Raw genomic sequence first — 26,847 nt, 5'->3', positions numbered from 1 at the left:
GTAGCAGGGCGAGTTTTGTCTCGCTGAAAGCCAGATGCGGCTTGCATAGGGCCTTTCTCGCGCCCATCGCCCCGCCCATCGACGCCGCTGTTATGCGCTGCCGATACGCGTGGGCCCGGTGGCCATGCCCAACCGGCCAGCGGGAACCGCATCCCGGATCCGTCGGTTATGCGTTCGTCGCCCCACGCAAACCGCCCGCCCACGCGTCATGCGGGGGCGGGCGGCAACACACAGAATGCTCGGAAGGCAAGCAATACAAACGACACTAAGGTCGCAAGCAACGCAAGTGGTGTGTGCTTACTTCTTCTCGAGCGTCACTCGGTACACGTTGGTCTCGCGCAGCTGGAAGCCGGCGCGCTGGTAGAGGCGGTTCGCGGCCTCGCGCGAGGGGCGCGAGGTGAGGTCGACGGTGCGGGCGCCGATCTTCTGGGCGTGCTCAATCGCGGCGACGACGAGGGACTGGCCGGCTCCCTGGCCGCGGGCGCCCTCGTCGACGACGACGTCCTCGACCCACGCGCGCACGCCAGTGGGGATCTCGAAGGTGGCTAGCGACAGCATGCCGAGGATCGGGTGGTTGCCCTCCGCGTCAGCGGTGTCGGGGCGGAACACGAAGAGGTGTACGCCGGACTGGGCGAGGAAGCGCTCAACGTCGGCCTCGCTCATGGGAGCGGCGGAGCGGGAGAGCTGGGGGATCAGGCGCCCCATGGCCTCGTGGATTTCGGGCGTGGCGGCGGTGATGAGTTCGACGGTCATGTTTCTCCTAACGTTAGGTCCAATTGTAACGGTACGGGGCAGTGAGCCAGCGTGATTGGCTGATATACGGGATGTGTGACCGCCGGTGATGAGCGATAGATGAGGGCGACTGTGGTCGTGTGCGAGGGGGTGCCTTCGTCTGTGCTGGCACCGCATCTGGTTGAGTACGAGGCCCGGGCGGTGCCCGGCCTACGCGCGCTCGAGGAGGAGGGCGACCTCGGCGTGGGTCGTGTGCGGGAACATGTCGAAGAGGCGGCCTTCGATGGGGCGGAGCGTGGGCATGGCCGCCAGGTCCTTGGCCAGTGACGCGGGGTTGCAGGAGGAGTAGATGACGCGGGGCGCGTCGCACTGGTTCAGGTACGCGGCCAGGTCGGTGCCGATGCCTCGACGCGGCGGGTTCACGACGATGACGTCGGGTACGTCCTCGGGTGCTTGGGCGCGCGCCCACGAGGTCGCGTCGTCCGCGATGAAGGTCGCGCGCGAGCGCGACAGGCCCGCGTGGCGTGCGGCGCTGATCGCCGAGGAGATCGCCCCGGAGGACACCTCGACGCCGGTGACGCGCGGGAATCCGGCGCGCGCGGCAGCGAGGGCGAAGCCTCCGACGCCGCAGTACAGGTCCCACAGGCTCTCGGGCAGACGTCCGTCGGCGAAGGGACGCGACGCCCACAGCGCGGCCTGCTCGTACAGGGCGGAGGCGACGTGTGCGTTCGTCTGCGCGAAGGAGCGAGGCCCCAGCTCGAGCCCCTCCACGGACAGCGGCAGTGTGCGTGCGCGCGTCAGGATGATCTCGTCGGGGCCTTCCACGATGGCCTCGTGCGTGGGGTGGATGTTCGCGGTGACGACGTGGGCGGCCGGCACGAGGTCGCGCAGGAGCGGCAGCGCCGAGCGGATGTCGGAGACGCGGTCGCGCGTGCGCAGGACGAAGCGGATCATGAGCCGCTGGCCGTCGCCCACGGTGATGAGGATGTTCTTGAGTTCCCCGCGCTTGGTGGGAACGTCGTAGGGGGTGAGGTTCAGGGATCGGATGAAGCGCTTGAGGCCGGGGGTCGCGCGGTTGATCGCCGGGTGCTGGATGGGGCATCCGGGCAGGTCGACGCCGCGGCGGTCGGGTCCGAGGATGCCGAGGGTGGGGCGGCGTCGGCTTCCTCCGACGACGAGCTTTGCGCTCGTGCGGAAGCCCTTCTCGAGGGACGAGGCCGGGGCCAGCCAGGAGATTTCGCCGGCTCCCGGGACGGGGGAGAGGGTGGCTGCGACGGCCTCGGCCTTATCCGCGAGCTGACGCTCGTAGGGCTGGTCGAGGAGGGTGCAGGACCGGCAGGTTCCGGCATCGAAGTGGTTGCAGCGCATCCCTCAAGTGTAAGTGGGGGCGGGGCGCGTCGTCAGCTGCGCCCCGCCCCCACCTGTGGTGGTTATGCCCACGCGGTGATTAGGCCTTGGCAGCGCGTGAGCGGCGGATGAACGCCGTGCCTGCTCCCGCGGCGATCAGCGCGGCTGCTGCGAAGAGCAGCGCGTTGGTGCCGGTGCGGGCCAGGCCGCCCTTGCCGCCCTGTTCGGGGGCGGGGGCCGGGGCCGCGGAGGGCTGGGAGCTCGGAGCGGCGCTCGGATCACCGGACGGGGCCGGCGCGGTGGGCGCGGTGACCGTCAGCGGCGCGGTCGCGGAGACGGCCGGCGAGGCGGACTCGGCGACGACCGTGTGGTCGCCGGCCTCGGTGGCGGCGGGGACCGTCACCTCGGCGGTGAAGTTGCCGCTGGCGTCCGTGGTGGCCGTGCCGACCTCGACGGGCTCAGAGTGCAGCGTGAGCGTCACGGTGGACTCGGGCGCGAAGCCCGTGCCCTTCACGGTGACGGGCTTGCCAGCCTCGACGGTCGACGGCTCGACGGAGAGCGCGGGGGTCGAGAACTTCTCGGCCTTGACGGTGACCGACTTGACGGTCGTGTCCTTGCCGAAGCCCTTCAGCACGTATGCCGGGTTGTCGTACTCGAGGGTGGCGCGAGCGGTCTGGTTCGGGCCGATCGTGAAGGGCCCGACGCCCGCCTTCAGGTCGGCGACGGTCAGGCCCTTGATGGTCTGGCCCGCGACGGTGACCTTGTACTTCGCGTAGGAGTCCGTGAAGCCCTCGGTATCGAAGGAGACGGTCACGCCCGAGGCGACCTTGTCGCCCGAGGTGATGGATGCCGTGAAGCTGGTCTCGCCGGTCTTGGGGGTGGGTGCCTTGAACTTTTCGAGGCTGGAGGCGGGGATCGTGGTCGCCTGCTCGCCGATGGTGGTCAGGCCGGTGGGCACGTAGTTGGGGGTGCCGTTCGTGGTGACCGTGACGACGGGGAGGATCTCGTCGGGCTGTGCGGGCAGGGTGATGACGAGGTCGTTGCCCTCGACCTTGTAGGTCAGAGCCGCGTCGGAGCCGTCGAGCTTCACCGAGGCGATGTCGTTGGCACCGGCGCCGCGAAGCGTGATCGTGCCGTCGGCCGGCCACTTCTCGATGCCCAGGTAGATGTGGGAGTCATCGACCATGGTCTTGCCCCAGGTCTCGATGGGGTAGTGGGTCGGGCGCGAGTTGCCCAGGATACCGGGGTGTGCGCGGTTCCAGTCGCCGATGCCCTTGAGGACGGAGGCGTCCCACGGGTCGTAGGAGCCGTCGAACTTCGGGCCGACGTTGAAGAGGAACTGGCCGCCCAGGGCCACGGTCGAGAACATGTTGCCCACGATCTCGGTGGTCTTGATGTGGGCGCCGCCGGGGGCCTTACGCAGGGCCGTCGTGTTGTCGACCTGCTGGATGTGGTCCCATTCTTCCTCGGTGTAGTCCGGGTAGCCGGTGTCCTTGTAGGTGGGGGCGGCGTCGTCCCAGTTGGCGTAGCCCCAGGTCTTGTGGAAGATCGAGACGGCTGACTCCCAGGGGCCCTGGGTCTGCTCGGACTGCATCTCGTTGTCCCAGCCGACCTCGAAGTCCGCGCGGTCGTTACCCACGCGCGAGTTGATCATGATGTTCGGCTGGAGCTCGTGGGCCCATGTACGCAGCTGGTCGGACTGCTCTTTGTTGGGCTTGCCCATGTCGTACCAGAGCTCGGAGATTTCGCCGTACTTGCCGCCGAGGAGCTCCTTGAGCTGGGCATGGATGTAGTCCATGTAGCCCGCTTCATCCAGGGTGTTGGCGTTCGTCCAGGGGTCCTCGGGCTGCTTCTCCCAGTCGATGTTGGAGAAGTAGAGGCCGAACTTGATGCCGACCTTCTGGCAGGCCTGCGACAGTTCGAGGATCGGGTCGCGGTGGGAGGGTGACTGCTTCGTGAAGCTGTAGTCGGTCGTGGCCGTGTCCCACATGGCGAAGCCGTCGTGGTGCTTGGAGGTGATGAGCAGCATCTTCATGCCGCTGTCCTTGGCCTGCTGGCACCACGCGGTCGCGTCGAAGTTGGGGGCCTCGAAAGTCTGGGCGGTGGCCAGGTATTCCTCGCGGGGGATGCCCTGCAGCGGGATTCGCTGGTCCCAGGTCTGCTGGTGGCCCCACGCCTTGATCTGCTCGGGGTAGCCGACTTCCTGCTTCTGGCCCTTGTACCAGCCTGCGTAGGAGGAGTAGACGCCCCAGTGGATGAACATGGCGTACTTCATGTCCTGCCACTGCGCGACCTTCGCCTCGCTGGAGGCGGGCACGGCTGCGGGGATCGCGTAGCGCGCGTCGTAGGTGGTCTGGGGGGCGGTGGTGCCCGACTGGGTGCCGTCGGCTGCTGGCGTGTCGGCCAAAGCGGGACCTGCCATTCCTAGTGTCAGTAGGCCGGCGAGGAGGCTGCCAGCCAGTCGTTTCGTGATGCGCATCAAGTCTCCATTGATTGACGGGGCTCTCAGTCGTTGAGAGCGTTTCTAGTTTGCCAGAGGAGGGGTGTGGTGTGCCACTTTCAGGTTTCGCAAAAACTTACGATGGGCTTTTGCTTGGCTTACGAATGGTTGACGCTGTGCATGTTTTGGTGCCAGCGGGCTGTGTTGTGCCTTGTCATGTCGGGATGGAATAAAAGTCTGAAAAGATAGTTGAGTACATCAGACTCAAGTTTTGAGTGGCTCATACCGAGGAGGTTTTGGTGAGGGAATAAAATCCAAGCCTCCAAGGTTGAGTACATCAGACTCAGGTTTGAGAGCTACGGGTTGCGGAATAAAAACCCGGCTCCTAAAGTTGAGTACATCAGACTCAAGGATGTGTCGGGAGCTCCCGGCACCACATAGACCACACAGACCAACGCAAGCCGCTCCGGAAGCGGAGACGGCCTAGCGAATGAAAGGACAACAACCATGGCACGTGCAGTCGGTATCGACCTCGGCACCACCAACTCCGCTATCGCCGTCCTCGAAGGCGGCGAGCCCACCATCATCCCGAACGCTGAAGGCGCTCGTACGACCCCCTCGGTCGTCGCCTTCTCCAAGACCGGCGAGGTCCTGGTTGGCGAGATCGCCAAGCGTCAGGCGGTCACCAACGTTGACCGCACCATCTCCTCCGTCAAGCGCCACATGGGCACCGACTGGACCACGGAGATCGACGGCAAGAAGTACACCGCGCAGGAAATCTCCGCGCGTATCCTCCAGAAGCTGAAGAGGGACGCCGAGGCCTACCTGGGTGAGCCCGTCACCGAGGCCGTCATTACGGTTCCCGCCTACTTCAACGACGCGCAGCGTCAGGCCACCAAGGACGCCGGACAGATCGCCGGCCTCAAGGTCGAGCGCATCGTCAACGAGCCCACCGCCGCGGCTCTGGCCTACGGCCTCGAAAAGGGCAAGGAAGACGAGCTCATCCTGGTCTTCGACCTCGGTGGCGGCACGTTCGACGTGTCCCTCCTCGAGGTGGGCAAGGATGACGACGGCTTCTCCACCATTCAGGTGCGCGCCACCTCCGGTGACAACCACCTGGGCGGCGACGACTGGGATCAGCGCATCGTCAACTGGCTGATCGACCAGGTCAAGGCCAAGACTGGTGCCGACCTGTCCAAGGACGCGGTCGCTCTCCAGCGCCTGAAGGAAGCTGCCGAGCAGGCGAAGAAGGAGCTGTCCTCCGCGACCTCCACGAACATCTCGCTGCAGTACCTGTCCATGACTGCCGATGGCCCCATCCACCTGGATGAGACCCTCACGCGCGCCAAGTTCGAGGAACTGACCGCGGACCTGCTCGAGCGCACCAAGAAGCCCTTCCGTGACGTCATGGCCGAGGCCGGCGTGACCGTCTCCGAGATCGACCACGTCGTTCTCGTTGGTGGTTCCACCCGTATGCCCGCCGTTACCGAGGTCGTCAAGGAGCTCACCGGCGGTCGCGAGCCCAACAAGGGCGTCAACCCCGATGAGGTCGTCGCCGTGGGCGCTGCCCTGCAGGCCGGCGTCATCCAGGGTGACCGCAAGGACGTCCTGCTCATCGACGTGACCCCCCTGTCGCTCGGCATCGAGACCAAGGGTGGCGTCATGACGAAGCTCATCGATCGCAACACCGCGATCCCGACCAAGGCCTCGGAGATCTTCTCCACCGCCGAGGATGGCCAGCCCTCCGTGCTCATCCAGGTCTACCAGGGCGAGCGTGAGTTCGCCCGCGACAACAAGCTGCTCGGCACCTTCGAGCTGTCCGGCATCGCGCCGGCTCCCCGTGGTGTCCCGCAGATTGAGGTCACCTTCGACATCGACGCGAACGGTATCGTTCACGTCTCCGCGAAGGACCGCGGCACCGGCAAGGAGCAGTCGGTGACGATCACCGGTGGTTCCTCCCTGCCCAAGGAGGACATCGACCGCATGGTGCGCGAGGCCGAGGAGCACGCCGCCGAGGACAAGAAGCGCCGCGAAGAGGCCGATGTTCGCAACCAGGCTGAGCAGGCCGTCTACTCGACGGAGAAGCTGCTCAAGGACGAGGCCGACAAGATCTCCGAGGAGACCCGCGAGGCCGTCCAGAAGGATGTTGACGCCGTCAAGGAAGCCCTCAAGGGTGACGACATCGAGGCCGTGAAGACCGCGATGGCGACCCTGTCCGAGTCCGGCATGAAGATCGGTCAGGAGATCTATGCCAAGCAGCAGGCCGACGAGGCCGCGGCGCAGTCCGCTCCTGCCCAGGACGATGTCGTGGACGCCGAGATCGTTGACGAGGATGACAAGTGAGCACCGAAGAAACCAACGGTTTCTCGGCGCCCAACGAAGACGCCAACGTCGCCGGGGCCGACTCTGTCGAGTCGGCCCCGGCCGGCCAGGCGGCCGAGAACAACGACGCCGCACCCGGTGCGGATGACGTAGCCCAGGCCTCGTCCGAGGCTTCGGCCGACGACATGAGTGCCTTCGAGGAACAGATTGAGGACTCTGACCTCGCCAAGGCCCTCGAGCGCATCGCGGCCGTCGAGGATCAGCTGGCCCGCGCCAACGCGGAGCTGTACAACCAGGGCCAGGAGTACGCCAACTACGTGCGTCGCTCCAAGGAGGCCATCCCCGGTCACAAGACCGCCGGCCAGGACGAGGTCATCGAGTCGCTCATCAGCGTTCTCGACGACATCGCCGCCGCCCGTGCGCACGGCGACCTGGAGGACGGTCCCTTTGCGTCGATCGCCACGAAGCTCGAGGAGACGCTCAAGACGCGCTTCGAGCTGGAGCGCTACGGCGCCGAGGGCGACGACTTCGATCCGGCCCTGCATGACGCCCTGATGGCGACGACCAGCGCGGACGTCGATCATCCCGTCATCGGGCAGGTGCTCACCAGTGGCTATCGCCGCGGAGACCGCGTGGTGCGCGCCGCGAAGGTGCTGGTGAACAACCCTGAATAACAGCAACAACACGCTCGTGACTGAAAGTGAGGTGAAACGCGCGTGAGTGAACAAGAATGGTTCTCCAAGGATTTCTACAAGGTCCTGGGAGTCGATAAAAAGGCGGATAAGAAGGCCATTACGAAGGCCTACCGCAAGCTGGCGCGTCAGTGGCACCCGGATCAGAACCCGGGCGACAAGGCGGCCGAAGCCAAGTTCAAGGAAATTGGCGAGGCATACGCGGTCCTGTCCAACGATGAGGATCGCAAGCGCTACGACGCGATTCGCGCGATGGCCGGCGGTGGAGCTCGATTCTCTGCCGGATCCGGCGGCACCGGTGGCTTCGAGGACCTCTTCGGCGGCTTCAGCGGTGGCGGTTTTGGGGGCGGCGGCCACAACGTGCGCTTCCAGACCTCCGGCATGCCCGGCGGCGGCGCTGGTTTCGAGGACATCCTCTCCGGCCTCTTCGGCGGTGGCGGTGGCGCTCACGCAGGCGCCCGATTTGGGGGCGACCCCTACGGTTCGCCCTTCGGCACCGGCGGCCATGCCCAGCAGGCGGCACCGACCCCCGAAAAGGGTGGAACGCTGCGCGCGAAGCTGTCCATCTCCTTCCGTCAGGCCCTCAACGGCGCGACGCTGACCATCAAGGTTGGCGGCTCCCCGATCAAGGTCCGCATTCCCGCGGGCATCAAGGACGGGCAGAAGGTCCGCGTCAAGGGCCACGGCAAGCCCGGCGTCAACGGCGGTCCCACCGGCGACCTCGAGGTCGCCGTGACCGTCAAGCCGCACCCCGTGTACACGCGCGAAGGAAACGACCTGGTTGTGACACTGCCGGTGACCGTCTCCGAGGCAATCCTCGGCGCCGTCGTCGACGTGCCCATGATCGACGGCAACACGGCCACGGTGAAGGTGCCCGCAGGGTCCTCCTCGGGCACCGAGATTCGCGTGCGCGGCGGGGGAGTGAAGACCTCCAAGGCGACCGGCGATCTCATCGCCCGCGTGGCCATCCGCGTCCCCGAGAAGCCGAACCGCGAGCTCAAGAAGCTCGCGAAGGAGCTGGCGGCGGCCGAGGGCGACCTCGACGTGCGCGCTTCCCTCGCCGAGGCCTCGGAGGAGTAAGCGATGGCGAGCACTGGAACGGACGACGCGGTGACGTTCGTCATCTCGGTTGCGGCCGAGCTGGCGGGCATGCACCCGCAGACCCTGCGCCAGTACGACCGACTCGGCCTGGTGATCCCCGCCCGTACCAAGGGGCGGGGTCGCCGCTATACGAAGCGCGACGTGCAGCGCCTGCGCGACGTGCAGCGGATGAGCCAGGAGGAGGGCATCAACCTCGCAGGAATCCGACGCATCCTCGAGCTCGAGCGCCGCGTCGAGGCCCTGGAAGAAGAACGGGACGCCCTGCGCGACGCGGTCACGGCCGCTGAAGCCAGGCGCAATCGAGTGTTTGCTGCGTCCGCGGACGGTCAGGTCATGCCACTACAGCGAGGCCAGCGGCCGTGGGATCGCACGTCACGGCGAACGAATGGCTCCGGTGGCTCTCTCACCGTGTGGAGCCCTGTGCGCGCTCTTGCCGCGCTCGCGGCCGCCCAGACGTCGGCGCGCTCGGAGCTTCCGGCGCCGCCGCCTTCGAAGGCGCGCAACGTCATCGAGGGGACGCTCGTCCCCCAGCGGTAACGCGCATCGCTCTTGTCAGTAGGGCGCTGAGAAGGCTGCATCGGTTCTCAGTGGCACGGCGCTGAGAAGGCTGCATCGGTTCTCAGTGGCACGACACTGAGAGAGGCGCATTGGTCCTCAGTGGCACGACACTGAGAGAGGCGCATTGGTCCTCAGTGGCACGACACTGAGACATAAAGGACTGCGGGACCCATCCAGTGGATGGGTCCCGCAGCATATTCGATCGAGAATCCGGGGGCACACAGGATTCCCGACCGAAGCCTGGAACAGGCGGCAGGCTTGCGCCCGCTGAACATAGTTTTACCAGGTCACAGCCGGTTTCGGTAGTCGATTTTTGGGGTGTTCGTCGCTTGGAACAAACGTGCAGGGCTTGCGTGAAATGTGTGCGTCTTGTTCGCCACTATCTTTTGCGAAATGCGCTCTGACCTGCGCGTTTGTCGATAATGAGGTGTTTTCCTTGAAAATGCTGAGATCTTGGGCTGCTCGGGCGGTGTTGTCGGGCGGCTGAGCGGTCGAAATTAACCGCCGAGCAATATCGATGCCATCACACAGAAATGGCGTATGTAACGTCGGTATGCAATGCGTAACTATCTGTGCAGGTCGGCGACACATCCGCGTGTCGCGCGAGGACAGCCACCCTCTCGGTGGTCCCCGGCCTCGTCCTGGTGGGGGAGACCGATATGCGTCGGCGACGCGACCAGCGCCCCGCATGCGTTAACGTGGATACATGACGAATTCTTCGCATCACCTGTCGGTGCGCTCTCGCCTGGCTATGGCTGCAGGCGGGGCTGCCCGTTTCGCGTCCCGGGCCCTTGGGCGCGGTTCTGGCGGCATGATTGGCGGCGAGGTCGCGCTGCGTATCTCCCCGAAGCTCCTCAAGGAGTTGGCCGCCCCTTGTTCATCCGTGATCGTCACCGGCACGAACGGCAAGTCGACGACGACGCGCATGGTGCGTGCGGCGCTCGAAAGCGCTGGTCGTGTTGCCTCGAACATCAACGGCGACAACATGACGTCGGGCGTCCTCACGGCTCTCATGCAGGGCAAGGGTGCGACGCGTGCCGCCCTCGAAGTCGACGAGATGCACGTGCCCGCCGTTGCGGCCGACGTGGATCCGGCTGTCTTCGTCTACCTCAACCTCTCGCGCGACCAGCTTGATCGTGTGGGGGAGATCGGAACGGTGGAGCGTCGCCTGCGCGAGGGGGCCTCGGCTCATCCGGACGCCGTCGTCGTCGCGAACTGCGATGACCCCCTCATCGCCTCGGCCGCCGCCGACAATCCGAACGTCGTGTGGGTCGCGGCCGGAGGAGGATGGGGTGGTGACTCTGCCGCGTATCCGCGCGGTGGGCGTGTCGTCCGCTCCGGTGACGACTGGCATCTGATCCCCGCATTCGAGGGGGAGGAACTGCCGGAACTGACGAGCCGTCCGCAGCCTCAATGGTGGCTCGAGGACGTTGAGCTCTCCCCCGAAGGCCCGCGTGCGACGCTGCGCGGACCGGACGGCATCAGCGTCCCCCTCAACCTGTTGCTTCCCGGGCGCGCGAACCTCGGCAACGCAGCGCAGGCGGTCGCCGCAGCCGTCGCCATGGGTATCGACCCGGCTGTCGCGGCAGCCGCCGTCAGTGGCGTCACCGAGGTCGCCGGACGCTACTCCGTGCATGACGTCAACGGGCGCCGCGCCCGTCTGATGCTGGCGAAGAATCCGGCTGGATGGCAGGAAGCCATGACGATGATCGACCCGCGCGTCGACCAGGTCGTCATCGGCGTCAACGGCCAGGTTCCCGACGGCCAGGACCTCTCCTGGCTGTGGGACGTCGACTTCTCCGCCGTGAAGCGCGAGGGGCGTCGCGTTGTCGCCTGCGGTGAGCGCGGTGCCGACCTTGCTGTGCGCCTCGAATACGCGGGCGTGCACTGCGACCTCGTCCCGCTGCCCATGGATGCCTTGGCGCTCTGCGAGCCGGGCCGCGTCGAGATACTCCTCAACTACACGGCCATGCGCGACTTCAAGGTCCTGCTCGATCGAAAGGAAGGCACGCGATGAGCGCCTCCACGCTGCGAATCGGCGTCCTCATGCCCGAGGTGCTGGGTACCTACGGTGACAGCGGCAATGCGCTGATTCTCGCCGAACGCGCCCGCAGGCGCGGCATCGACGCCGAGGTCATTCACGTTGGGCTCACCGAGGAGATCCCTGACAGCCTCGACATCTACACGCTCGGCGGCGGCGAGGACACCGCTCAGGCGCTCGCTGCCGACAAGTTCCGCCGCACCTCGGGCCTCGCCCGCGCCCTCGATGCGGGCCGCCCGCTCCTAGCGATCTGCGCATCCCTGCAGGTCCTCGGCCACTGGTACGAGGATGCGCGCGGCGCTCGCGTGCCGGGCATGGGCGTCCTCGACATCACGACCGAGCCTCAGGGGCACCGTGCGATCGGTGAGCTCGTCTGTGAGCCCGTTCTCGACGGCCTCACGCAGACTCTGACGGGCTTTGAAAATCACGGGGGCGGTACCGTCCTCGGCCCCGATGCAGCCCCGCTGGGACGCGTCCTGTCCGGCGTCGGCAACGGCACGCCTCGCGGCACGACCCCACCCGAGGTGCGCTACGACGGCGCCGTCCAGGGGTCCATCATCGCGACCTATATGCACGGCCCCGCTCTCGCGCGTAATCCTGAGCTGGCGGACCTGCTGCTGCAGCGCGCCACGGGGTCTGCGCTAGAACCTCTCGAGGTCCCCGGTGTCGCCCAGCTGCGCGCCGAGCGCCTGCGCATCGTTCACGAGGCCCGATGACGCCGTCGGGGCCCGCGCTGAGCCCCTGCGTTGCTATGCTGGCACAAACGAATTCCTAGGAAGGATTTCCTCATGTCGAACCCCAGGCCTTACGGAGTCCCCGGCGAGCAGGGCACCCCCTGGCCGCAGTACGGACAAGATGGTGCGAACGGCGCGATGCCTCCTCAGGGTGCCTATCCGGGTGCCGGTTACGGCGGCCCCGCGGTCATGCCCATCATGAAGCTGCCCAGTCGGGCTCCCGGCACGATCATGATCGTCCTCGGCCTGCTCATGATGCTGATCATCGCCCCGGTCATCTTCGCTGTGGTCGCTTTCTCAGGCGTCAACACGGAAACGCCCGAGAATGTGAACGCCGTCAGCGTTACCAATGGCGGGACCGTCGAGGTTGGCGCCAACGGACAGTACACGATCCTCCTCGGTGACGCCGAGGCAACGTCGTGCACGATGACGGACACGGATGGCGACGTCTACGATATGCACACGTTCGCAGGGGTCAACAACTACTACACGGCCACGGATCTGCCCGCGGGTACCTACCGCATCGACTGTGAGGGTCTGCCTGCGGGGGCCGACATTGCGGGCATGGATTTCAGCGCCGGTGACGTCACCAAGTCGGGGACGAACGGCCTCATTTGGTCCACGGTCGTCGGCGTCGGCGGCACGGTCATCATGATCATCGGCATCGTGCTCGTGGTGAAAGCCAACGGCAGGCGCCGAGAGATTCAACAGCAGGCGATGATGTCGGCTATCGGATGACAGCAGTTCGCGCGTGAGGGGGCGAGGCCCCGGAGGATCTCCGGCCTCGCCCCTTTGCTGCACCGACACCACCACGAGGAAGGATGTCATGCACACCCTGTCTTTCACGGGCGAACGTCAGGTGCGTTTCCCCGCCCCCGACGTCGCGCGCGGCTTCATGCTCGCGCTCATTGCGCTGGCAAATGTGCCCTTCTGGCTGCGCTATTTTCCGGACGCGCCGCACGCGGGTGAGGCGGCGCTGGCGGCCATGAACGACGCCGATCAGTGGTGGTACCTGGTGCGAACCCTGTTCGTAGACCGTCGCGCGTATCCGCTGTTTTCGATTCTGTTCGGCTTCGGTATGGCGATCATGGCCTCGCGCACCATCGAGCGCGAGCGCCGCGTCGCGATGGATGCGATTCCCCCCGAGTTGAGCGCCGGGTGGAATCCTCTCCAGCGGGAGATTGTCCGTGACGCTGTTGAGCGTCGTGCGCGCCGCGCGGCCGCGCGCCTGATTCGTCGCCGTGGCTGGTGGATGCTGGCGTTCGGCCTGGTGCATGGGATCTTCTTCGCGGGTGACATTATCGGCGCGTACGGTCTCGTGGCGGTCATTTTCGCCGAGGTGATTGTCATGCGGCGGCCGTGGCTGCGCGTACTGATCGGCGCCTTCATCGCCTCCTTGAGCATGCTCGGGATTTGGTCGATGGCGGCGATGGCGGGGCGCGAGCCGATGGTGTTTGAGTTCCACGATCCCGTACAGCTGGATGCGGGGTATCCGCTGGTATCGCTTGCCTCCTGGCTTATCGCGACGCCGATGACTGTCCTGACTGCGCTCGTGGTCCCCTGCGTCATGATTGGCGTGGGAGTTGCGCGCTGGGGCCTCCTGCAGGATCCGCGTGGGCGTGGTGCGCTCTTGGCAGGGATCGCGTGTGGTGGCCTGTTGATCGGCGCGCTGGGGGCCGTTCCCTTCGCCCTCATGCAGCTGGACTGGGCTTTTGCCGGGTCGGCGTCCTGGTCGTATCCGCTCTTCCATGCCTCCGGCGTCGCGGGAGCCTGCGGCTGGCTGGCGCTGCTCGCGCTCGTAGGAGGCGGGCCACGCGAGAATCTCGGCTCGGTGTGCGCGTTCCTGAGCGCGATCGGCCGACGCTCGATGACCGCCTACCTGTCACAGACGCTGCTCTTTATTTTTATGTTCGGCGTGCTTGGCGCGTTCGGCGTACGTGTCCTGGGTGTGGCGGTGTCCGGCCTGATCGCTCTGGGGGTCTGGGCGCTGATTGGGTTCGGTTGTGTGATCGCCGAGGTCGGGGGAACCTCTCGTGGTCCCGCGGAGTGGGCGCTGCGTTGGCTGGTTGCCAAGACCGCGCGTCCGCTGCCGCTGCCCGCCCTGCCGCTCGCGTTCCCAGCTGCCTCGGTTGGTCCGGGGGTGGCAATCCCGGGACCGTCCTTATCGATGCCGCCGGTTTCTGGCGCTGGGCCTCGTAGGATTTCCGAGGATTCTCCGGGCTCAATCAATACAAATTGGTCTATTTAGTAGAATCCTTTGCATTCTGCAAGAGCTAATCGCAAATGTGATCAAGAATACAAATGAAAAATAGTTGCGCCATGCCCCCCGGGTGAGCTGCGACGATGGTGCGGCGATGTCGCAGTGGTGGCGTTCGGCGGCAACGCAAAAGCCTTGGGGGCATTGGTTTTTCGCGGTTTCTACGCTACTGTGAAAGCACCAAGACACGTGCTGGTAACACGATGAGGTGAGCGGAGGAGGCGCCAATGGAAATGCATGTGCAGACCATCGTGGGGGGCGGTCGGCGCACTCTCGCCCCGTCTGTAGCGACGCAGTGGCGCGTCAATGAACATCGGCACGAATAGGGGAACATCATGGGCTGGCTATGGCGGGCGGATGCCGACGGAGGAGCCGACGGTGAGGAGACGCCTCGCCGCCGCAATCTGCCGGACGATACCGCCTCTGATATGGAACAATGGGGAGGTAGCAAAGCAGCACCTCCGGAAGGAATTGTCACGGGTAATTCGGAGTTTGAAGCCAATCGTTTCGATATGGTTCGCCCCATCACGCAGGAGCGCTTGGGCCTCCTGTTCGACTCTGAGGGATGGACGTGGCGTATCGATAACGACGGGGATCTCTGCGGTTTGTGGGAGGGGCATCTGTTCTGCTTCCGCTTCCTCGGTGACTCTCGTGAGGTGCTGTCGATCGTTGCGTTCATGAAGAGCCTTGTGCCGATTGAATATGGCGAGGATCTGCGTGATTTCCTGCAGGCCTGGCACGGCGAGTTCCTCTGGCCGAAGGCGTACGTCGCTGACCAGGACGAGGGTGACCGTGTCGTCGCCGAGGTGAATGCTGACTACGAGTATGGTGCGACGGATGCGCAGCTCGTTCAGCAGGTGATGTGCGCGCTCGCGACGACCCTGCAGCTATTCCGTGCGCTTGAGGAGCGCTACGGTCTCGATGGGGACGAGGGGCCTGGTCCATCCGGTGGGCATCAGCGCGGCTTTGATGGCCCCGCCTGGCTTCCAGAGAACTGAGTCACATCCTCCTGAGATTCGAAGTTGAGTGGAATAGACTCAACTTTGGCTTCGTTGTGTCTGTCAGAAGGCGTCGAGTGGATCGGCACCACCAGACAAACCATTTGGAGGAGTAATTTCATGGCACGTGAAATGACAACAAAGGCGCAGGAGGCCGTCTCCTCTGCGCTCGCGGCTGCAGGTGCGGCCGGTAACCCGCAGGTGGAGCCCATCCACCTGCTCGAAGCTCTGATTGAGCAGCGTGAAGGCATCGCGCTCTCCCTTCTCGAGGCTGTTGGCGCCGACGTGCGCGCAATCGGTGCGCGCACCCGCAACGCCCTCGTGGCGCTGCCGAGCGCGCAGGGCGCGTCCACGGGAAACGCGCAGCCCTCGAACGCGCTGCTCGCGATCGTTCGCGACGCTGGAGAGCGCGCCGAGGCCGGCGGTGACCAGTACATCTCGACCGAGCACCTGCTCATCGCGCTGGCTGCCTCGCAGACCGAGGCCGGTCGAATCCTTACCCAGGGTGGGGCAAGCGCCGACGCGCTTGCGCAGGCCCTCGCGCAGCTGCGCCCCGACCCGATTACCTCGGCCGACCCCGAGGGATCCTTCGAGGCCCTGTCCAAGTACGGCCGCGACCTCACGGAGGTTGCCCGCGAAGGCAAGCTCGACCCGGTCATCGGGCGAGATAACGAGATTCGTCGCGTCATCCAGGTGCTGTCCCGGCGCACCAAGAACAACCCTGTTCTGATCGGTGAGCCTGGCGTCGGTAAGACGGCCGTCGTCGAAGGCCTCGCCCAGCGCATTGTCGCTGGCGATGTCCCCGAGTCCCTGCGCGACAAGCGCCTGGTCTCCCTCGACGTCTCGTCGATGGTCGCCGGTGCGAAGTACCGCGGTGAGTTCGAGGAGCGCCTCAAGGCCGTTCTCGCTGAAATTCAGCGTTCCGACGGTCAGATCATCACCTTCATCGACGAGCTGCACACGGTCGTCGGCGCGGGTGGTGGCTCCGAGGGCGCAATGGATGCCGGCAACATGCTCAAGCCCATGCTTGCCCGCGGTGAACTGCGCATGGTCGGCGCGACCACGCTCGACGAGTACCGCGAGAACATCGAGAAGGACCCCGCGCTGGAGCGTCGCTTCCAGCAGGTGTTCGTCGGTGAGCCCTCGGTCGAGGATACCGTCGCCATCCTGCGTGGCATCGCCCCGAAGTACGAGGCGCACCACAAGGTGACGATCTCCGACGGTGCTCTCGTCGCCGCTGCCACCCTGTCGAACCGCTACATCACGGGCCGACAGCTGCCCGACAAGGCCATTGACCTGATCGACGAGGCCGCCTCTCGCCTGCGCATGGAGCTGGACTCCTCGCCGGTCGAGATCGACGAGCTGCGCCGTAGCGTGGATCGCCTTCGTATGGAGGAGTCCTACCTGACCGAGTCCGATCCGGAGGGTCTCGACGAGGCCACCCAGGATCGTCTGAGCAAGCTGCGCGCTGACCTGGCCGACCGTGAAGAGACGCTGCGTGCGCTCACTGCGCGCTGGGAGGCCGAGAAGGCCGGTCACAACCGCGTCGGTGACCTGCGTGTTCAGCTCGATACGCTGCGCACTCAGCTCGATCTGGCCGTGCGCGAGGGGCGCTGGGAAGAGGCTGGCCGCCTCCAGAACGGCGAGATTCCCGCGGTTGAGCGCCAGATCGCCGAGGCCGAAGCGCAGGCTGAGGCCCAGGATGCTCGTGGCGATGAGGAGCCGATGATCGCCGAGAAGGTCGGCCCCGCAGAAATCGCCGAGGTGATCGAAGCGTGGACCGGAATTCCGACGGGTAAGCTCCTGCAAACTGAGACCGACAAGCTTCTGCACATGGAGGACGAGCTCGGAAAACGCCTCATTGGTCAGAAAGACGCCGTGCGAGCGGTGTCGGACGCGGTCCGTCGTTCGCGCGCGGGGCTGTCCGATCCCAACCGTCCGACCGGTTCGTTCCTGTTCCTCGGCCCGACGGGTGTGGGCAAGACTGAACTGGCGAAGGCGCTCGCGGAGTTCCTCTTCGATGACGAGCGCGCCATGGTGCGCATTGACATGTCGGAGTACTCCGAGAAGCATTCGGTTGCGCGCCTCGTCGGTGCCCCTCCGGGGTACGTGGGCTACGAGCAGGGCGGTCAGCTGACCGAGGCTGTGCGTCGGCGTCCGTATTCTGTCGTCCTTCTGGACGAAGTTGAGAAGGCTGATCCTGAGATTTTCGACATTCTTCTGCAGGTGTTGGATGATGGACGTCTCACGGACGGGCAGGGGCGGACGGTGGACTTCCGAAACACCATCCTGATCCTCACATCGAACCTCGGTTCGCAGTTCCTGTCGGACCCCGACTTGACATCCGAAGGAAAGCGGGAGTCTGTCATGTCTGTTGTTCGCTCGGCGTTCCGGCCGGAGTTCCTCAATAGGCTGGATGAGACGGTCATGTTTGACGCGCTTACCCGCGAAAATCTGGGTGAGATCGTCGATCTGCTCGTTGCGTCGCTGGAGTCTCGTCTCCGTGAGCGTCGCATCGGTTTGACAGTAACCGAACCGGCCCGCGGATGGCTCGCTCGCGTGGGCTATGATCCGGCATTCGGCGCCCGTCCGCTGCGTCGCCTGATTCAGCGGGAGATCGGTGATCGACTGGCTGTTCTGCTGCTCGGGGGAGACGTTCAAGATGGTCAGAATGTGACAGTTGACATTAACGACTCCATCGACGGGCTTGTCATGAATGTTGATAAACCCTGAGATTGCGCGGTACACTGACTACCAGTGTGTATTTTGGACGCGCGGTATGTGGCGTCTGCAACAGCAGGAGATGATATGACAACCCAGAGGAAGGCCCGTGGCGCCTACTCCGTAGGACAGGCGACGCGTGAATCCATCCTCTCGGCAGCGATGGTTTTGATCGCAGAGCGAGGCTACAACGGCTTTTCTCTGCGCGACCTCGGCCGTCGAGTCGGTATTTCGCACCCCGCCGTCGTCTATCACTTCCCGTCCAAGGAAGCGATCCTGCGCAGTGCGATCCAGCGTCACGAGGAGATGAACGCTCTCTTCGACGTCACCATTAACGAGGAATCGGAAGGTGGCTTCGACGAGGGCGGCATCACCGCCGGCTCGTTTGTTGACTGGGCGGTCGGCGAGATGCGCTTCGCCATGAAGCCCGGCGCTGACGCGGCCATCGCTCTGGACTGTGTCCTGTGGGCCGAGTCCTCTTCGGAGACGCACCCGGCGCACGCCCACTACAAGTACCGCACGCAGCAGATGGAGGAAGCCCTCACTGCGATGATCCAGAACTTCGTCGAGGAGGAGGGTGCCGACATCGGCACCACGCCTCGTACCCTGGCGAAGATCCTCATCCGCTACTGGTACGGCTCGGTCGTTTCGGCTCGTTACAACGATGAGCCGATCGACGCTCGCGAGTTCGTCGCGGACTTCCTGGCCGTGTGCGTGCAGCTCCTGCACCTGCCCGCGCACTACGTCCTCAAGCTCGGCGCTTCGGTGCCCGAGGAGGTTGCTGAGGTCTACGCGCGCACGCTGCGTAAGATCAGCGAAAAGACCACCGCGGCCGCCGAGGTTGCGGCCCCGGAGGCCACCGCGTGATCGGCACACTGCCGTCTTTCGATGTCGCCCTCGTCCTTCGTGTCGGGGGCGACGTCGTCTATTCGCACGGCGACGTTGATCGTGTGTTCCCGCTCGCGTCGGTGACTAAGCCGATCGTCGCGTGGTCGGTGCTGGTCGCGGTTGATCGTGGTCTGATCTCCCTCGACGATCCCGCGGGTCCCGAGGGGGCGACGGTTCGCCACCTCCTGGCCCATGCCTCGGGCCTGCCCTTTGAGGGGCGCCGCCCTGTTGCGGCTCCCGAGAAGCGCCGCATCTACTCGAACGAGGGTTTCGACATTCTCGGCGAGGTGGTCGAGGCGGCCACCGGCGTGGGCGTCTGTGAGTGGGTGCGCCAGACGGTCTTTGAGCCGCTTCGCATGACGACGGCGGATATTCCCGGCAGTCCCGCCCATGCCGGCGTTGCGAGTGCGGCAGATGTCAGCCTCTTTGGCGCCGAGCTTGCCCGCCCGACCCTGGTGAGCGGCCCCTTGGCGGCCCTCGCGGGGTTGTCGCAGTTCCCCGCGCTCGCCGGTGTCGTGCCCGGCTACGGGCGCTTCACTCCCTGCCCGTGGGGTCTCGGCCTCGAAATTCGCGGCGAGAAGTCGCCGCACTGGACTGCTCCCGACGCCTCTCCGCGCACGATCGGGCACTTCGGGCAGTCCGGCTCCTTCGTGTGGGCGGACCGTGACCTCGGCGCCAGCGCGGCCTTCGTTGGCGCGGAGCCTTTCGGGCCCTGGCACCACGACAACTGGTCGGTGCTTAACTCGCAGCTGCTGTGCCTCGCGCGCGAGCACGCTTAAGCCAATACGCGACGAGGCCTGGGCACCGACCCAGGCCTCGACTCGCGCCGGGACTGTCCCCCGGCCTCGTTGTCTCTCTTAGTCGACGTCGACGATGACGGGCACGTGGTCCGAGGCGCCCTTCCCCTTGCGTTCGTCGCGGTCGATCTGCGCGCCGCTGACGCGCGCGGCCAGCGCCGGCGAGCAGTACGCGAAGTCGATGCGCATGCCCTCGTTCTTGGGGAAGCGCAGCTTCTTGTAGTCCCAGTAGGTGTAGTTCGTGACGCGGTCTCGCGTGACCTCGACCCAGCCGTCCGCGGCGAAGGCGGCGAAGGCCTCGCGCTCGGGGGCTGACACGTGCGTGGCGCCCTCGAAGGCGCTCATGTCCCACACGTCCTCGTCCAGGGGCGCCACGTTCCAGTCGCCGACGAGGGCGATGCGGGCCGTGGGGTCCTCCAGCCAGCCGCGGCCCTGCTCGGCGAGGTTCGCGAGCCACGTCAGCTTGTAGGCGTAGTGCGGGTGGGTGAGCTCGCGGCCGTTGGGCACGTACAGGCTCCAGATCGTCATCGACGAGGCCTGCCCGTCCTCGGCGGGGAGAACGCCGGTCGTGTCGATGGTGACGCCGAGTGCGCGGGCTTCGACGACTGGTGGCTCACCGAAGGCGGGCTGGGTGGGGAAGTGGTCGCGAACCTCGAGAATCGGCAGGCGCGAGGCCACGGCGACGCCGTTCCACTGGTTGAGTCCGTGGATTGCGACGTGGTAGCCCGCTTCCTCGAAAGGCTCGATGGGGAATTGGTCGGGGCGGCACTTGATTTCCTGCATGGCGAGCACATCTGTGTCCGAGCGCTGGAGGAAAGCGATGACGCGGTCGACGCGCGTGCGGATGGAGTTGACGTTCCAGGTCGCGAATCTCATGGGGTTGAGCCTATCGGTGGGGCGGGGGAGTGGCTGTGTGAAACACGCGTGAAACATGCGCGATGGGTGTGAGTTGTGTGAGGCCTTATTTAGAGTGATAATGATTCTCACCTACAACATAGCTAGAAAAGGCACCCGAATGTCACACCTGCGACGCATCAGCACCGCTGCGCTCGCCCTCTTCCTGGCGCTCACACCGGCCGCCGCGTGGGCCGGTCCCGACCAGGACAAGGAATGGATCGTCACCGGACAACACGTCGATGCACCCATCCCCGTCTGGCACGACGACACCAACAGCTTCTCGCTCAACACCATCAACATGCCGATGGAAAAGACCGCGCTATGGATCCCCAAGGCGTGGACCGGCACCGGCGACAAAGACGAGGCCAAGTCGCAGCTCGTCGTTCCCGCGAAGCGTCCTGACCTGTCCTTCCTCGGCACCGAGGGCACCGTCCTGAACGCCGCTCCCCAGAATCCCGGCCCCGGCAACACGCCCATCTGGGCGGGCCTCGGCGCGGGCGAGATCGGCGACACCGACAAATTCGAGGGCGAGACCTACACGCTCGACCTCATCAGCGTCGACGGTCCGGGTCGCATGGAGATGTTCATCGACAACGGCGACAGCGTGAACCGCTTCCTCTCCAGCCACGACATCGCCTACCGCAGCGTCTACAACCCGCGCCACACGCACCTGTACACGACCTTCACGCAGCCGGGTCGCTACGTCGCGAACTACAAGATGACCGCGCGCAGCGCAGACGGTACCGCTATCTACTCCTCGCCGATCACGCCGCTGGTCTGGCAGGTTGGCGGCGCAAACCCCGCCGACGGCACCATCAAGGACATCGAGTCGGCGTACAACGCCGCACGCGCGGAGCGCACCGACGGCAACGCTGCCACCCCGACGCTGACCGTCTCCCATCACGCCGAGCGCGAGCACCCCGGTGATAACCACCTCACCGACATCACGCTCGACACGGGCGTTGCCACCGATACGGGTCGCGCGTGGATCACCGTCAACGGCTACTTCCTGACCGAGGTTCCTGTTGAAGGTGGCCGAGCCACCGTCTCCGAGCTGCTGGGTGCCGATACTGCGGCCGTTCAGGCCATCTACGTCCCCGGTGACTCCGCCTCGGCGCGTTGGATCTCGCAGACCGTTCAGTACTCTCAGAAGGACACCGAGCCCGTCACCGTGGGCGGAACCGATACGATCCTCGGGCCCTCCAACCCGGATCCGGCCCCCGTGTGGAACCCCGACCGCCTGCCGATCTCCTCGCGTCGCGTCGAGGTCTCCTACGACCTCGTCCCCGGCTCGACCGATCAGTACACCGCCACCGTGCGCGCGGCAGACCCGAACCTGCGCGCCACCTACAAGATCGAGTTCCTCGAGTCCAAGTGGGATTTCAGCCCCTGGTGCTCCATGGAAGGCACCCTGGGTGCGGGCGGCATGGACATGAAGACGCAGGACCTCGGTGTGTGCCAGTCCGACCCCATGTTCATGCGCGTCACCCTGCGCCCCCACCCGCTCTCGGACGCGGTCATGACCGTCGCTGAAGCCTCCGATGTCACGGTCGTCTCTCACGTCGGCCTCACCGCCATGCTGAAGATGCGTGACGGCGTCGCCGCCCCCGAGGAACCGGAGCCCGCTCCGAACCCGACCCCCGACCCCGCCCCCGATAACGGCGGAAACGACGCGACCCCGGACCCGGCCTCGTCCCTGCTGAGCGACCCCGTGGAGATCGCGCGCGGACACCTGGACGTGCGCCTGACCCAGGCGAGCGGTGAGAACGGTCTGACCTACGGCCTGGCCGTCAAGGATGACTCCCTGACGAATGCGCGTACCTCCGTGCTGCGCACGGTCGGCTCCACGACCCTCGCGGTGGCCCCCAACGCGCGCTTCGTGCGCCCCGCGTCCCTGTCGGATCCAAGCTACGACGTGCTCGGCCCGGTGGGAACAGCCACCTACGTGCTGCCGGAGACGCAGAACAGCGACATCGTGTGGCCCGGCCTGTCCACCGAAGGCATCGACTACGCGGCGCTGCCCGACGGCGCCGACCTGACCCTGCACCTCGCGCAGGCTCCCGAGGGCGCGCGCGTCGCCTTCTTCCAGGGAGGCACCTTCGGTGCGGGCGCCAAGGTCCACTTCGACTCGTCCAAGGGCGATGGCGTCGTCCACACGACCGAAGCGACGCACATGCACGGGAACTGGGTTTTCAGTGCGCCGGGCACCTACCGCATCGAGGTCGGCGCGCGCAGCGGCGAGCGCAGCCTCGTCGAACCCCAGTCCTTCACCGTGATCGTGCGCTCCGGCCATCGCGACGAGCGGCCCGCGCCGGTGGACGAGGAGCCCGTCCCGACGCCGTCACCCGGACCTGCGCCCACACCCGAGCCAGCACCTGCTCCGACCGTAGATCCCGCACCTGCGCCGACTGTGGATCCCGCTCCGGCGCCGAGCGTCGACCCTGCGCCTGCACCGGCTCCCGAGCCGACGGCGGACCCCGCGCCCGCGCCGACCACGGACCCGGCTCCCGAACCGACCGCAGACCCGGCACCTGCACCCGCACCGAGTGCTGATCCGGCTCCCGCACCGGCACCCATGCCGACGCCCTTCCCGGCACCAGCCCCCTCCGGTGGTCCGGTACGAGTGCCCGCACCGTCCGCGCCTTCTGGCAACGCTGGAACCCCGGCCTCGTCCGGCGCGACTCGCACGTCGGGCCCCGCAGCCACGGGTGGCACCGTGAGCGCAGCTCCGGCGGCCCGCAGTAACGGAGCGGCAAGTGGGACAACCGGCGCGACCAGCTCGGTGCCCGTGAGCGCACCGAAGGCGGTGCCCGCGCCGTCCGCAAGCCCGTCCGCAAGCCCGTCCGCAAGCCCGTCCGCAAGCCCGTCAGCCGCACCCCAGAGCGGCGCGCAGAGTGGAGATACCGCGCAGAGCGGTGGCGCACACGCGACCGACAATGGGACGGCCAACGCGGCCGCATCCCTGCCGGTCGCCGCGGCTGCGGACTCCGGTCGCTCGGGCGGATGGAGCCCCTACTGGCTCGTCCTCCTCGTCATCCCGGCAGCGCTCGCCGGCGGCGGAGCCGGATACCTGATCCGCACCCGATGACGCACCCAGCCGGGGCGGGACGCGAGAGCGTTCCCGCCCCGGCTTCGTGCTGCCGAAACGATGCGGCGCTAGACTTCCCCCATGGGAACAGCGCTAGTCACCGGAGCAACCTCCGGCATTGGTGAAGAATTCTGTTGGCAGCTGGCCGCCGCAGGCCACGACCTGGTGCTGATCGCGCGCCGAGAGGATGCGCTGCGTGCGCTCGCGGACTCGCTCGCCAACGTCGCGGGCGTGCGCGCCGAGGTAATCGCGGCTGACCTGGCGACTGACGAGGGCTGCGCGCGCGTCGCCGCCCGCCTGGACGTGGGTGGACCCGCCGACCGAGACAAGCCGGACCTGGCACCCGTCGACCTCCTCGTCAACAACGCCGGATTCGGCCTGGGAACCGACTTCCTGGACAACAGCCTCGAGAACGAGATCAACGGCCTGAACGTCATGGTTCGCGCCGTCATGACGCTCACCCACCACGCCGGCATCTCCATGCGTTCGCGCGGACGCGGCGCGATCCTCAACGTCGGCTCCGTCGCCTCGCGCACGGGCGCGGGCACCTACTCCGCCCACAAGGCCTGGGTCGTCGCCTTCACTGAGGGCCTCGCCGCCGAGCTTAAGGGTTCCGGCATCACGGCGACCGTCGTGTGCCCCGGCCCCGTCGACACCCCCTTCTTCGAGCGGGCAGGCGTCGACATGCGCGCGACCCCCTCCTGGCTGATGGCCAGCCCCGAACAGGTCGTCACGGAGGCCCTCGACGCCGTGCGCGCGGGACGCGTCCACGTCACCCCGACCATCCCCTACAAGGTCGCCATGGGTGCCATGAAGCTCGCCCCGCGCTGGGTGACCGCGCGCGCCATGCGTTCCGTCCCCCACATGTGAGGGCGCGCAGACGACAACGAGGCCGGGGCCAGGTTCGCACAGAACCCAGCCCCGGCCTCGTCGTCTGAGAGCAAAGAATCAGGCCAGGCCGATATCCTCCAGGCCCAGCGCGTAGAAGTACGGGAAGCCCTCGGCCTCGATGCGTTCCTTCGCGCCCGTCGCACGGTCGACGATCACGGCGACGGCAACGACGTTCGCGCCGGCCTCGCGCAGAGCGAGAGCAGCCTCCAGCGGGGAACCACCGGTCGTCGACGTGTCCTCAAGGACGACGACATTCTTGCCCACGACGTCCGGGCCCTCGATGCGGCGCTTCATGCCGTGATCCTTCGCGGCCTTACGCACGACGAACGCATCCAGGTCCAGGCCGCGCGACGCGGCGGCGTGCAGCATCGCGGTCGCGACAGGGTCCGCGCCCATCGTCAGGCCGCCGACGGCCACGTACTCCTCGCCCACCGAGAAACCGGACTCCTCCAGGAGATCCAGCATGACGTGGCCGATGAGGGGAGCCGCCTCGTGGTGCAGGGTCGAACGGCGCATGTCGACGTAGAAGTCGGACTCGCGGCCCGAGGCCAGGATGACCTTCTCGTGGATGACGGACAGCTCCTGGACGAGGGCAGCCAGGCGCGCCTTGTGGGAATCGTTGGTCATGGGTGTTCCTTCCGAATCGGTGTGGGTCAGTGCGCCGCCTCGACGAGCTCGATGAGATCGCCGATGCCCTCGTGGATGCCGAAGGGGCGGAACGGGTATGTGCTGACGTCCTCGCGGGTGGTAGAGCCCGACAGGACGAGGTGGGTGCGCAGGCCGGCCTCGACGCCCGCGCGCACGTCCGTGTCCATGCGGTCGCCGACCATCGCGGCGCTTTCGGAGTGCGCGCCGATCTTGTTCAGACCTGCGCGGATCATGACGGGGTTCGGCTTGCCGACGAAGTAGGGCTTCTTCCCGGTCGCCGCCGTGATCATCGCCGCGATGGCGCCGCACGCGGGCAGTGTGCCCTCGTCGGAGGGGCCCGACACGTCGGGGTTGGTGGCGATGAACTTCGCGCCGCCCTCGATGAGGCGAATCGCGTGGGTCAGTGCGTGGAAGTCGTAGGAGCGCACCTCGCCGAGCACCACGAACTCAGGATCGATCTCCGTCATGACGTAGCCCGCGGAGTGGATCGCGGTGGTCAGGCCGGCCTCGCCGATGACGTACGCGGTCGAGCCGGGGGATTGCTGGTGCAGGAACGCGGCCGTGGCGTTCGCGGACGTCCAGATGTTCTCTTCCGGGATGTCGAGGCCCGAGTTCGCCAGGCGCGCGGACAGGTCACGGTTCGTGAACACGGAGTTGTTGGTGAGGACCAGGAAGGGGATGTTCTTCTCGCGAAGAGCGGCGAGGAACTCGTTCGCGCCCGGAAGCGCTCGATTCTCCTTGACCAGGACCCCATCCATGTCGGAGAGCCACGCGGTCACGGGCGGCAGATCGGTCAGGGGAGTGGGTTTGTGCGTCAGGGCAGTCATGCCTCCATTCTACGGTGCCGCTAGGGTGGGATCCGTGAACGAGTTCGAAAACGGGTGTGACATCGCGCGTGATGGCGCGTGCGGGAACGACGAGGCTGGGGCGCAGGCGTGTGCGCAGGTCGGCGTCGGTCCGTGGCCGGGCGGGGAGGGGGCCTGGCCGGTCGGGGAGCACTACGACCCGGAACTCCTGCGGATGGGGGATCGGCGCAACGTCGAGGACCGCTACCGCTACTGGACGATGGACGCGATCCGAGCGGACATCGCCGCCCGCTCGCTGCCTTTCGAGGTGGCCGTGGAGAACCTCGATCACGACTTCAACATCGGGTCGATCGTGCGCACGGCGAATGCGATGGGTGCGCGCCGCGTGCACGTGGTGGGGCGCAAGCGATGGAACCGGCGTGGCGCGATGGTCACCGACCGCTACCTGCCGGTGGATCATCGCGCCCAGGTCAGCGAGCTCGTTGAGCACTGTGCGCGCGAGGGGCTCTTCCTCGTCGGCGTTGACAATGTCGAGGGGTCCGTCGCGCTCGAAAGTGCGGTGCTGCCCGAGCGCGCATGCCTCGTCTTTGGGTCTGAAGCCTCCGGTTTGAGCGAGGAGATGCGCGCCGCGTGCGACATTGTTGTCGCCATTACTCAGCGTGGTTCGACCCGGTCCATGAACGTTGGACACGCCGCTGCGATCGTTATGTGGGCGCACGCGTCGCGCCTCGCCGACAACGCCGACTCCTGAACCCGCCACCCGCCGATCGTTCCGACCCCGGCGACCCAACCCCCGCCTCGTCAAACGAGCTCGTCACCATCCACGCACGCGCGCAACCCCGGCCTCACGACACGCCTACCACACAGCCCGGCGCGATGAACAGTCCCT

21 protein-coding genes are annotated in these 26,847 nt (G+C 66.4%); 15 read left to right on the top strand and 6 right to left on the bottom strand.

The genetic code is table 11. The annotated features are described in order from the left end of the window. Positions 1–297: 297 nt before the first annotated feature. The 3 genes from O3684_RS08555 to O3684_RS08545 form a co-directional block, all read right to left on the bottom strand. Positions 298–753 carry a GNAT family N-acetyltransferase gene (locus tag O3684_RS08555; RefSeq protein ID WP_500063623.1) on the bottom strand — a complete coding sequence of 152 codons (456 nt, stop codon included), beginning with the start codon at positions 751–753 and terminating at the stop codon, positions 298–300. Positions 754–942: 189 nt separating this feature from the next. Beyond that, positions 943–2,100 (bottom strand): class I SAM-dependent methyltransferase, encoded by a 1,158-nt coding sequence (locus O3684_RS08550; protein WP_500066325.1) that lies wholly within the window; start codon positions 2,098–2,100, stop codon positions 943–945. A gap of 79 nt (positions 2,101–2,179) precedes the next feature. Next, the gene (locus O3684_RS08545) at positions 2,180–4,558 is read right to left on the bottom strand and encodes an alpha-L-fucosidase (RefSeq protein WP_500063620.1); all 2,379 of its coding nucleotides are present in this window, start codon (positions 4,556–4,558) and stop codon (positions 2,180–2,182) included. Between the two features lie 468 nt (positions 4,559–5,026). Here O3684_RS08545 and dnaK point away from each other — a divergent pair, with 468 nt between their 5' ends. The 12 genes from dnaK (at position 5,027) to O3684_RS08485 (ending at position 19,610) form a co-directional block, all read left to right on the top strand. Then, positions 5,027–6,862, top strand: a complete 1,836-nt coding sequence (gene dnaK, locus O3684_RS08540) for a molecular chaperone DnaK (RefSeq protein WP_016460437.1) — start codon at positions 5,027–5,029, stop codon at positions 6,860–6,862. Continuing rightward, positions 6,859–7,515, top strand: a complete 657-nt coding sequence (locus tag O3684_RS08535; protein WP_500066323.1) for a nucleotide exchange factor GrpE — start codon at positions 6,859–6,861, stop codon at positions 7,513–7,515. The genes dnaK and O3684_RS08535 overlap by 4 nt, the downstream gene beginning before the upstream one ends. A 42-nt stretch (positions 7,516–7,557) precedes the next feature. Further along, positions 7,558–8,613 (top strand): DnaJ C-terminal domain-containing protein, encoded by a 1,056-nt coding sequence (locus O3684_RS08530; protein WP_500066322.1) that lies wholly within the window; start codon positions 7,558–7,560, stop codon positions 8,611–8,613. Between the two features lie 3 nt (positions 8,614–8,616). After that, on the top strand, positions 8,617–9,171 hold the full coding sequence (locus O3684_RS08525) for a heat shock protein transcriptional repressor HspR (RefSeq protein WP_500063617.1): 555 nt from the start codon (positions 8,617–8,619) through the stop codon (positions 9,169–9,171). A gap of 727 nt (positions 9,172–9,898) precedes the next feature. Further along, complete coding sequence (locus tag O3684_RS08520; RefSeq protein WP_500066321.1) at positions 9,899–11,209, top strand: Mur ligase family protein; 1,311 nt, start codon at positions 9,899–9,901, stop codon at positions 11,207–11,209. After that, on the top strand, positions 11,206–11,949 hold the full coding sequence (locus tag O3684_RS08515) for a type 1 glutamine amidotransferase (RefSeq protein ID WP_500066319.1): 744 nt from the start codon (positions 11,206–11,208) through the stop codon (positions 11,947–11,949). Before O3684_RS08520 ends, O3684_RS08515 begins: the two co-directional genes overlap by 4 nt. Before the next feature lie 72 nt (positions 11,950–12,021). Beyond that, positions 12,022–12,705 (top strand): hypothetical protein, encoded by a 684-nt coding sequence (locus tag O3684_RS08510; protein WP_500066318.1) that lies wholly within the window; start codon positions 12,022–12,024, stop codon positions 12,703–12,705. An 88-nt stretch (positions 12,706–12,793) separates the two neighbouring features. Beyond that, positions 12,794–14,215 carry a DUF418 domain-containing protein gene (locus O3684_RS08505; protein ID WP_500066317.1) on the top strand — a complete coding sequence of 474 codons (1,422 nt, stop codon included), beginning with the start codon at positions 12,794–12,796 and terminating at the stop codon, positions 14,213–14,215. A gap of 344 nt (positions 14,216–14,559) precedes the next feature. Next, positions 14,560–15,222, top strand: a complete 663-nt coding sequence (locus tag O3684_RS08500) for a type III secretion system chaperone family protein (protein ID WP_500066315.1) — start codon at positions 14,560–14,562, stop codon at positions 15,220–15,222. A 120-nt stretch (positions 15,223–15,342) separates the two neighbouring features. Next, complete coding sequence (gene clpB, locus O3684_RS08495; RefSeq protein ID WP_500066313.1) at positions 15,343–17,955, top strand: ATP-dependent chaperone ClpB; 2,613 nt, start codon at positions 15,343–15,345, stop codon at positions 17,953–17,955. A gap of 75 nt (positions 17,956–18,030) precedes the next feature. Beyond that, complete coding sequence (locus O3684_RS08490) at positions 18,031–18,810, top strand: TetR family transcriptional regulator (protein ID WP_500063609.1); 780 nt, start codon at positions 18,031–18,033, stop codon at positions 18,808–18,810. After that, a complete protein-coding gene (locus tag O3684_RS08485) occupies positions 18,807–19,610 on the top strand; it encodes a serine hydrolase domain-containing protein (protein WP_500066311.1) in 804 nt (267 codons plus the stop codon). Before O3684_RS08490 ends, O3684_RS08485 begins: the two co-directional genes overlap by 4 nt. 78 nt (positions 19,611–19,688) lie before the next feature. On the opposite strand, the gene O3684_RS08480 is transcribed toward O3684_RS08485, so the two are convergent. Continuing rightward, the gene (locus O3684_RS08480) at positions 19,689–20,504 is read right to left on the bottom strand and encodes an exodeoxyribonuclease III (protein WP_500066309.1); all 816 of its coding nucleotides are present in this window, start codon (positions 20,502–20,504) and stop codon (positions 19,689–19,691) included. A gap of 139 nt (positions 20,505–20,643) precedes the next feature. On the opposite strand from O3684_RS08480, the gene O3684_RS08475 reads away from it, so the two are divergent. Then, a complete protein-coding gene (locus O3684_RS08475) occupies positions 20,644–23,613 on the top strand; it encodes a choice-of-anchor M domain-containing protein (RefSeq protein ID WP_500066308.1) in 2,970 nt (989 codons plus the stop codon). Between the two features lie 81 nt (positions 23,614–23,694). Further along, positions 23,695–24,483, top strand: coding sequence for an SDR family NAD(P)-dependent oxidoreductase (locus O3684_RS08470; protein ID WP_500066306.1), 789 nt, complete (start codon positions 23,695–23,697; stop codon positions 24,481–24,483). Between the two features lie 78 nt (positions 24,484–24,561). On the opposite strand, the gene pyrE is transcribed toward O3684_RS08470, so the two are convergent. Together pyrE and O3684_RS08460 are read right to left on the bottom strand one after the other, a co-directional pair. Further along, positions 24,562–25,131, bottom strand: a complete 570-nt coding sequence (gene pyrE / locus O3684_RS08465; protein ID WP_016460422.1) for an orotate phosphoribosyltransferase — start codon at positions 25,129–25,131, stop codon at positions 24,562–24,564. 26 nt (positions 25,132–25,157) lie between these two features. Beyond that, positions 25,158–25,979 (bottom strand): HAD-IIA family hydrolase, encoded by an 822-nt coding sequence (locus tag O3684_RS08460; RefSeq protein WP_500066304.1) that lies wholly within the window; start codon positions 25,977–25,979, stop codon positions 25,158–25,160. Here O3684_RS08460 and O3684_RS08455 point away from each other — a divergent pair. Next, positions 25,978–26,709, top strand: coding sequence for a TrmH family RNA methyltransferase (locus tag O3684_RS08455; RefSeq protein ID WP_500066302.1), 732 nt, complete (start codon positions 25,978–25,980; stop codon positions 26,707–26,709). The two genes, O3684_RS08460 and O3684_RS08455, sit on opposite strands and share 2 nt — an antisense overlap. Positions 26,710–26,847: the final 138 nt, after the last annotated feature.

The organism is Pauljensenia sp. 20925_1_27 (genome assembly GCF_041432835.1).
Taxonomy (GTDB): Bacteria; Actinomycetota; Actinomycetes; order Actinomycetales; family Actinomycetaceae; genus Pauljensenia.
This window is presented reverse-complemented; position numbering and strand designations above follow the sequence as displayed.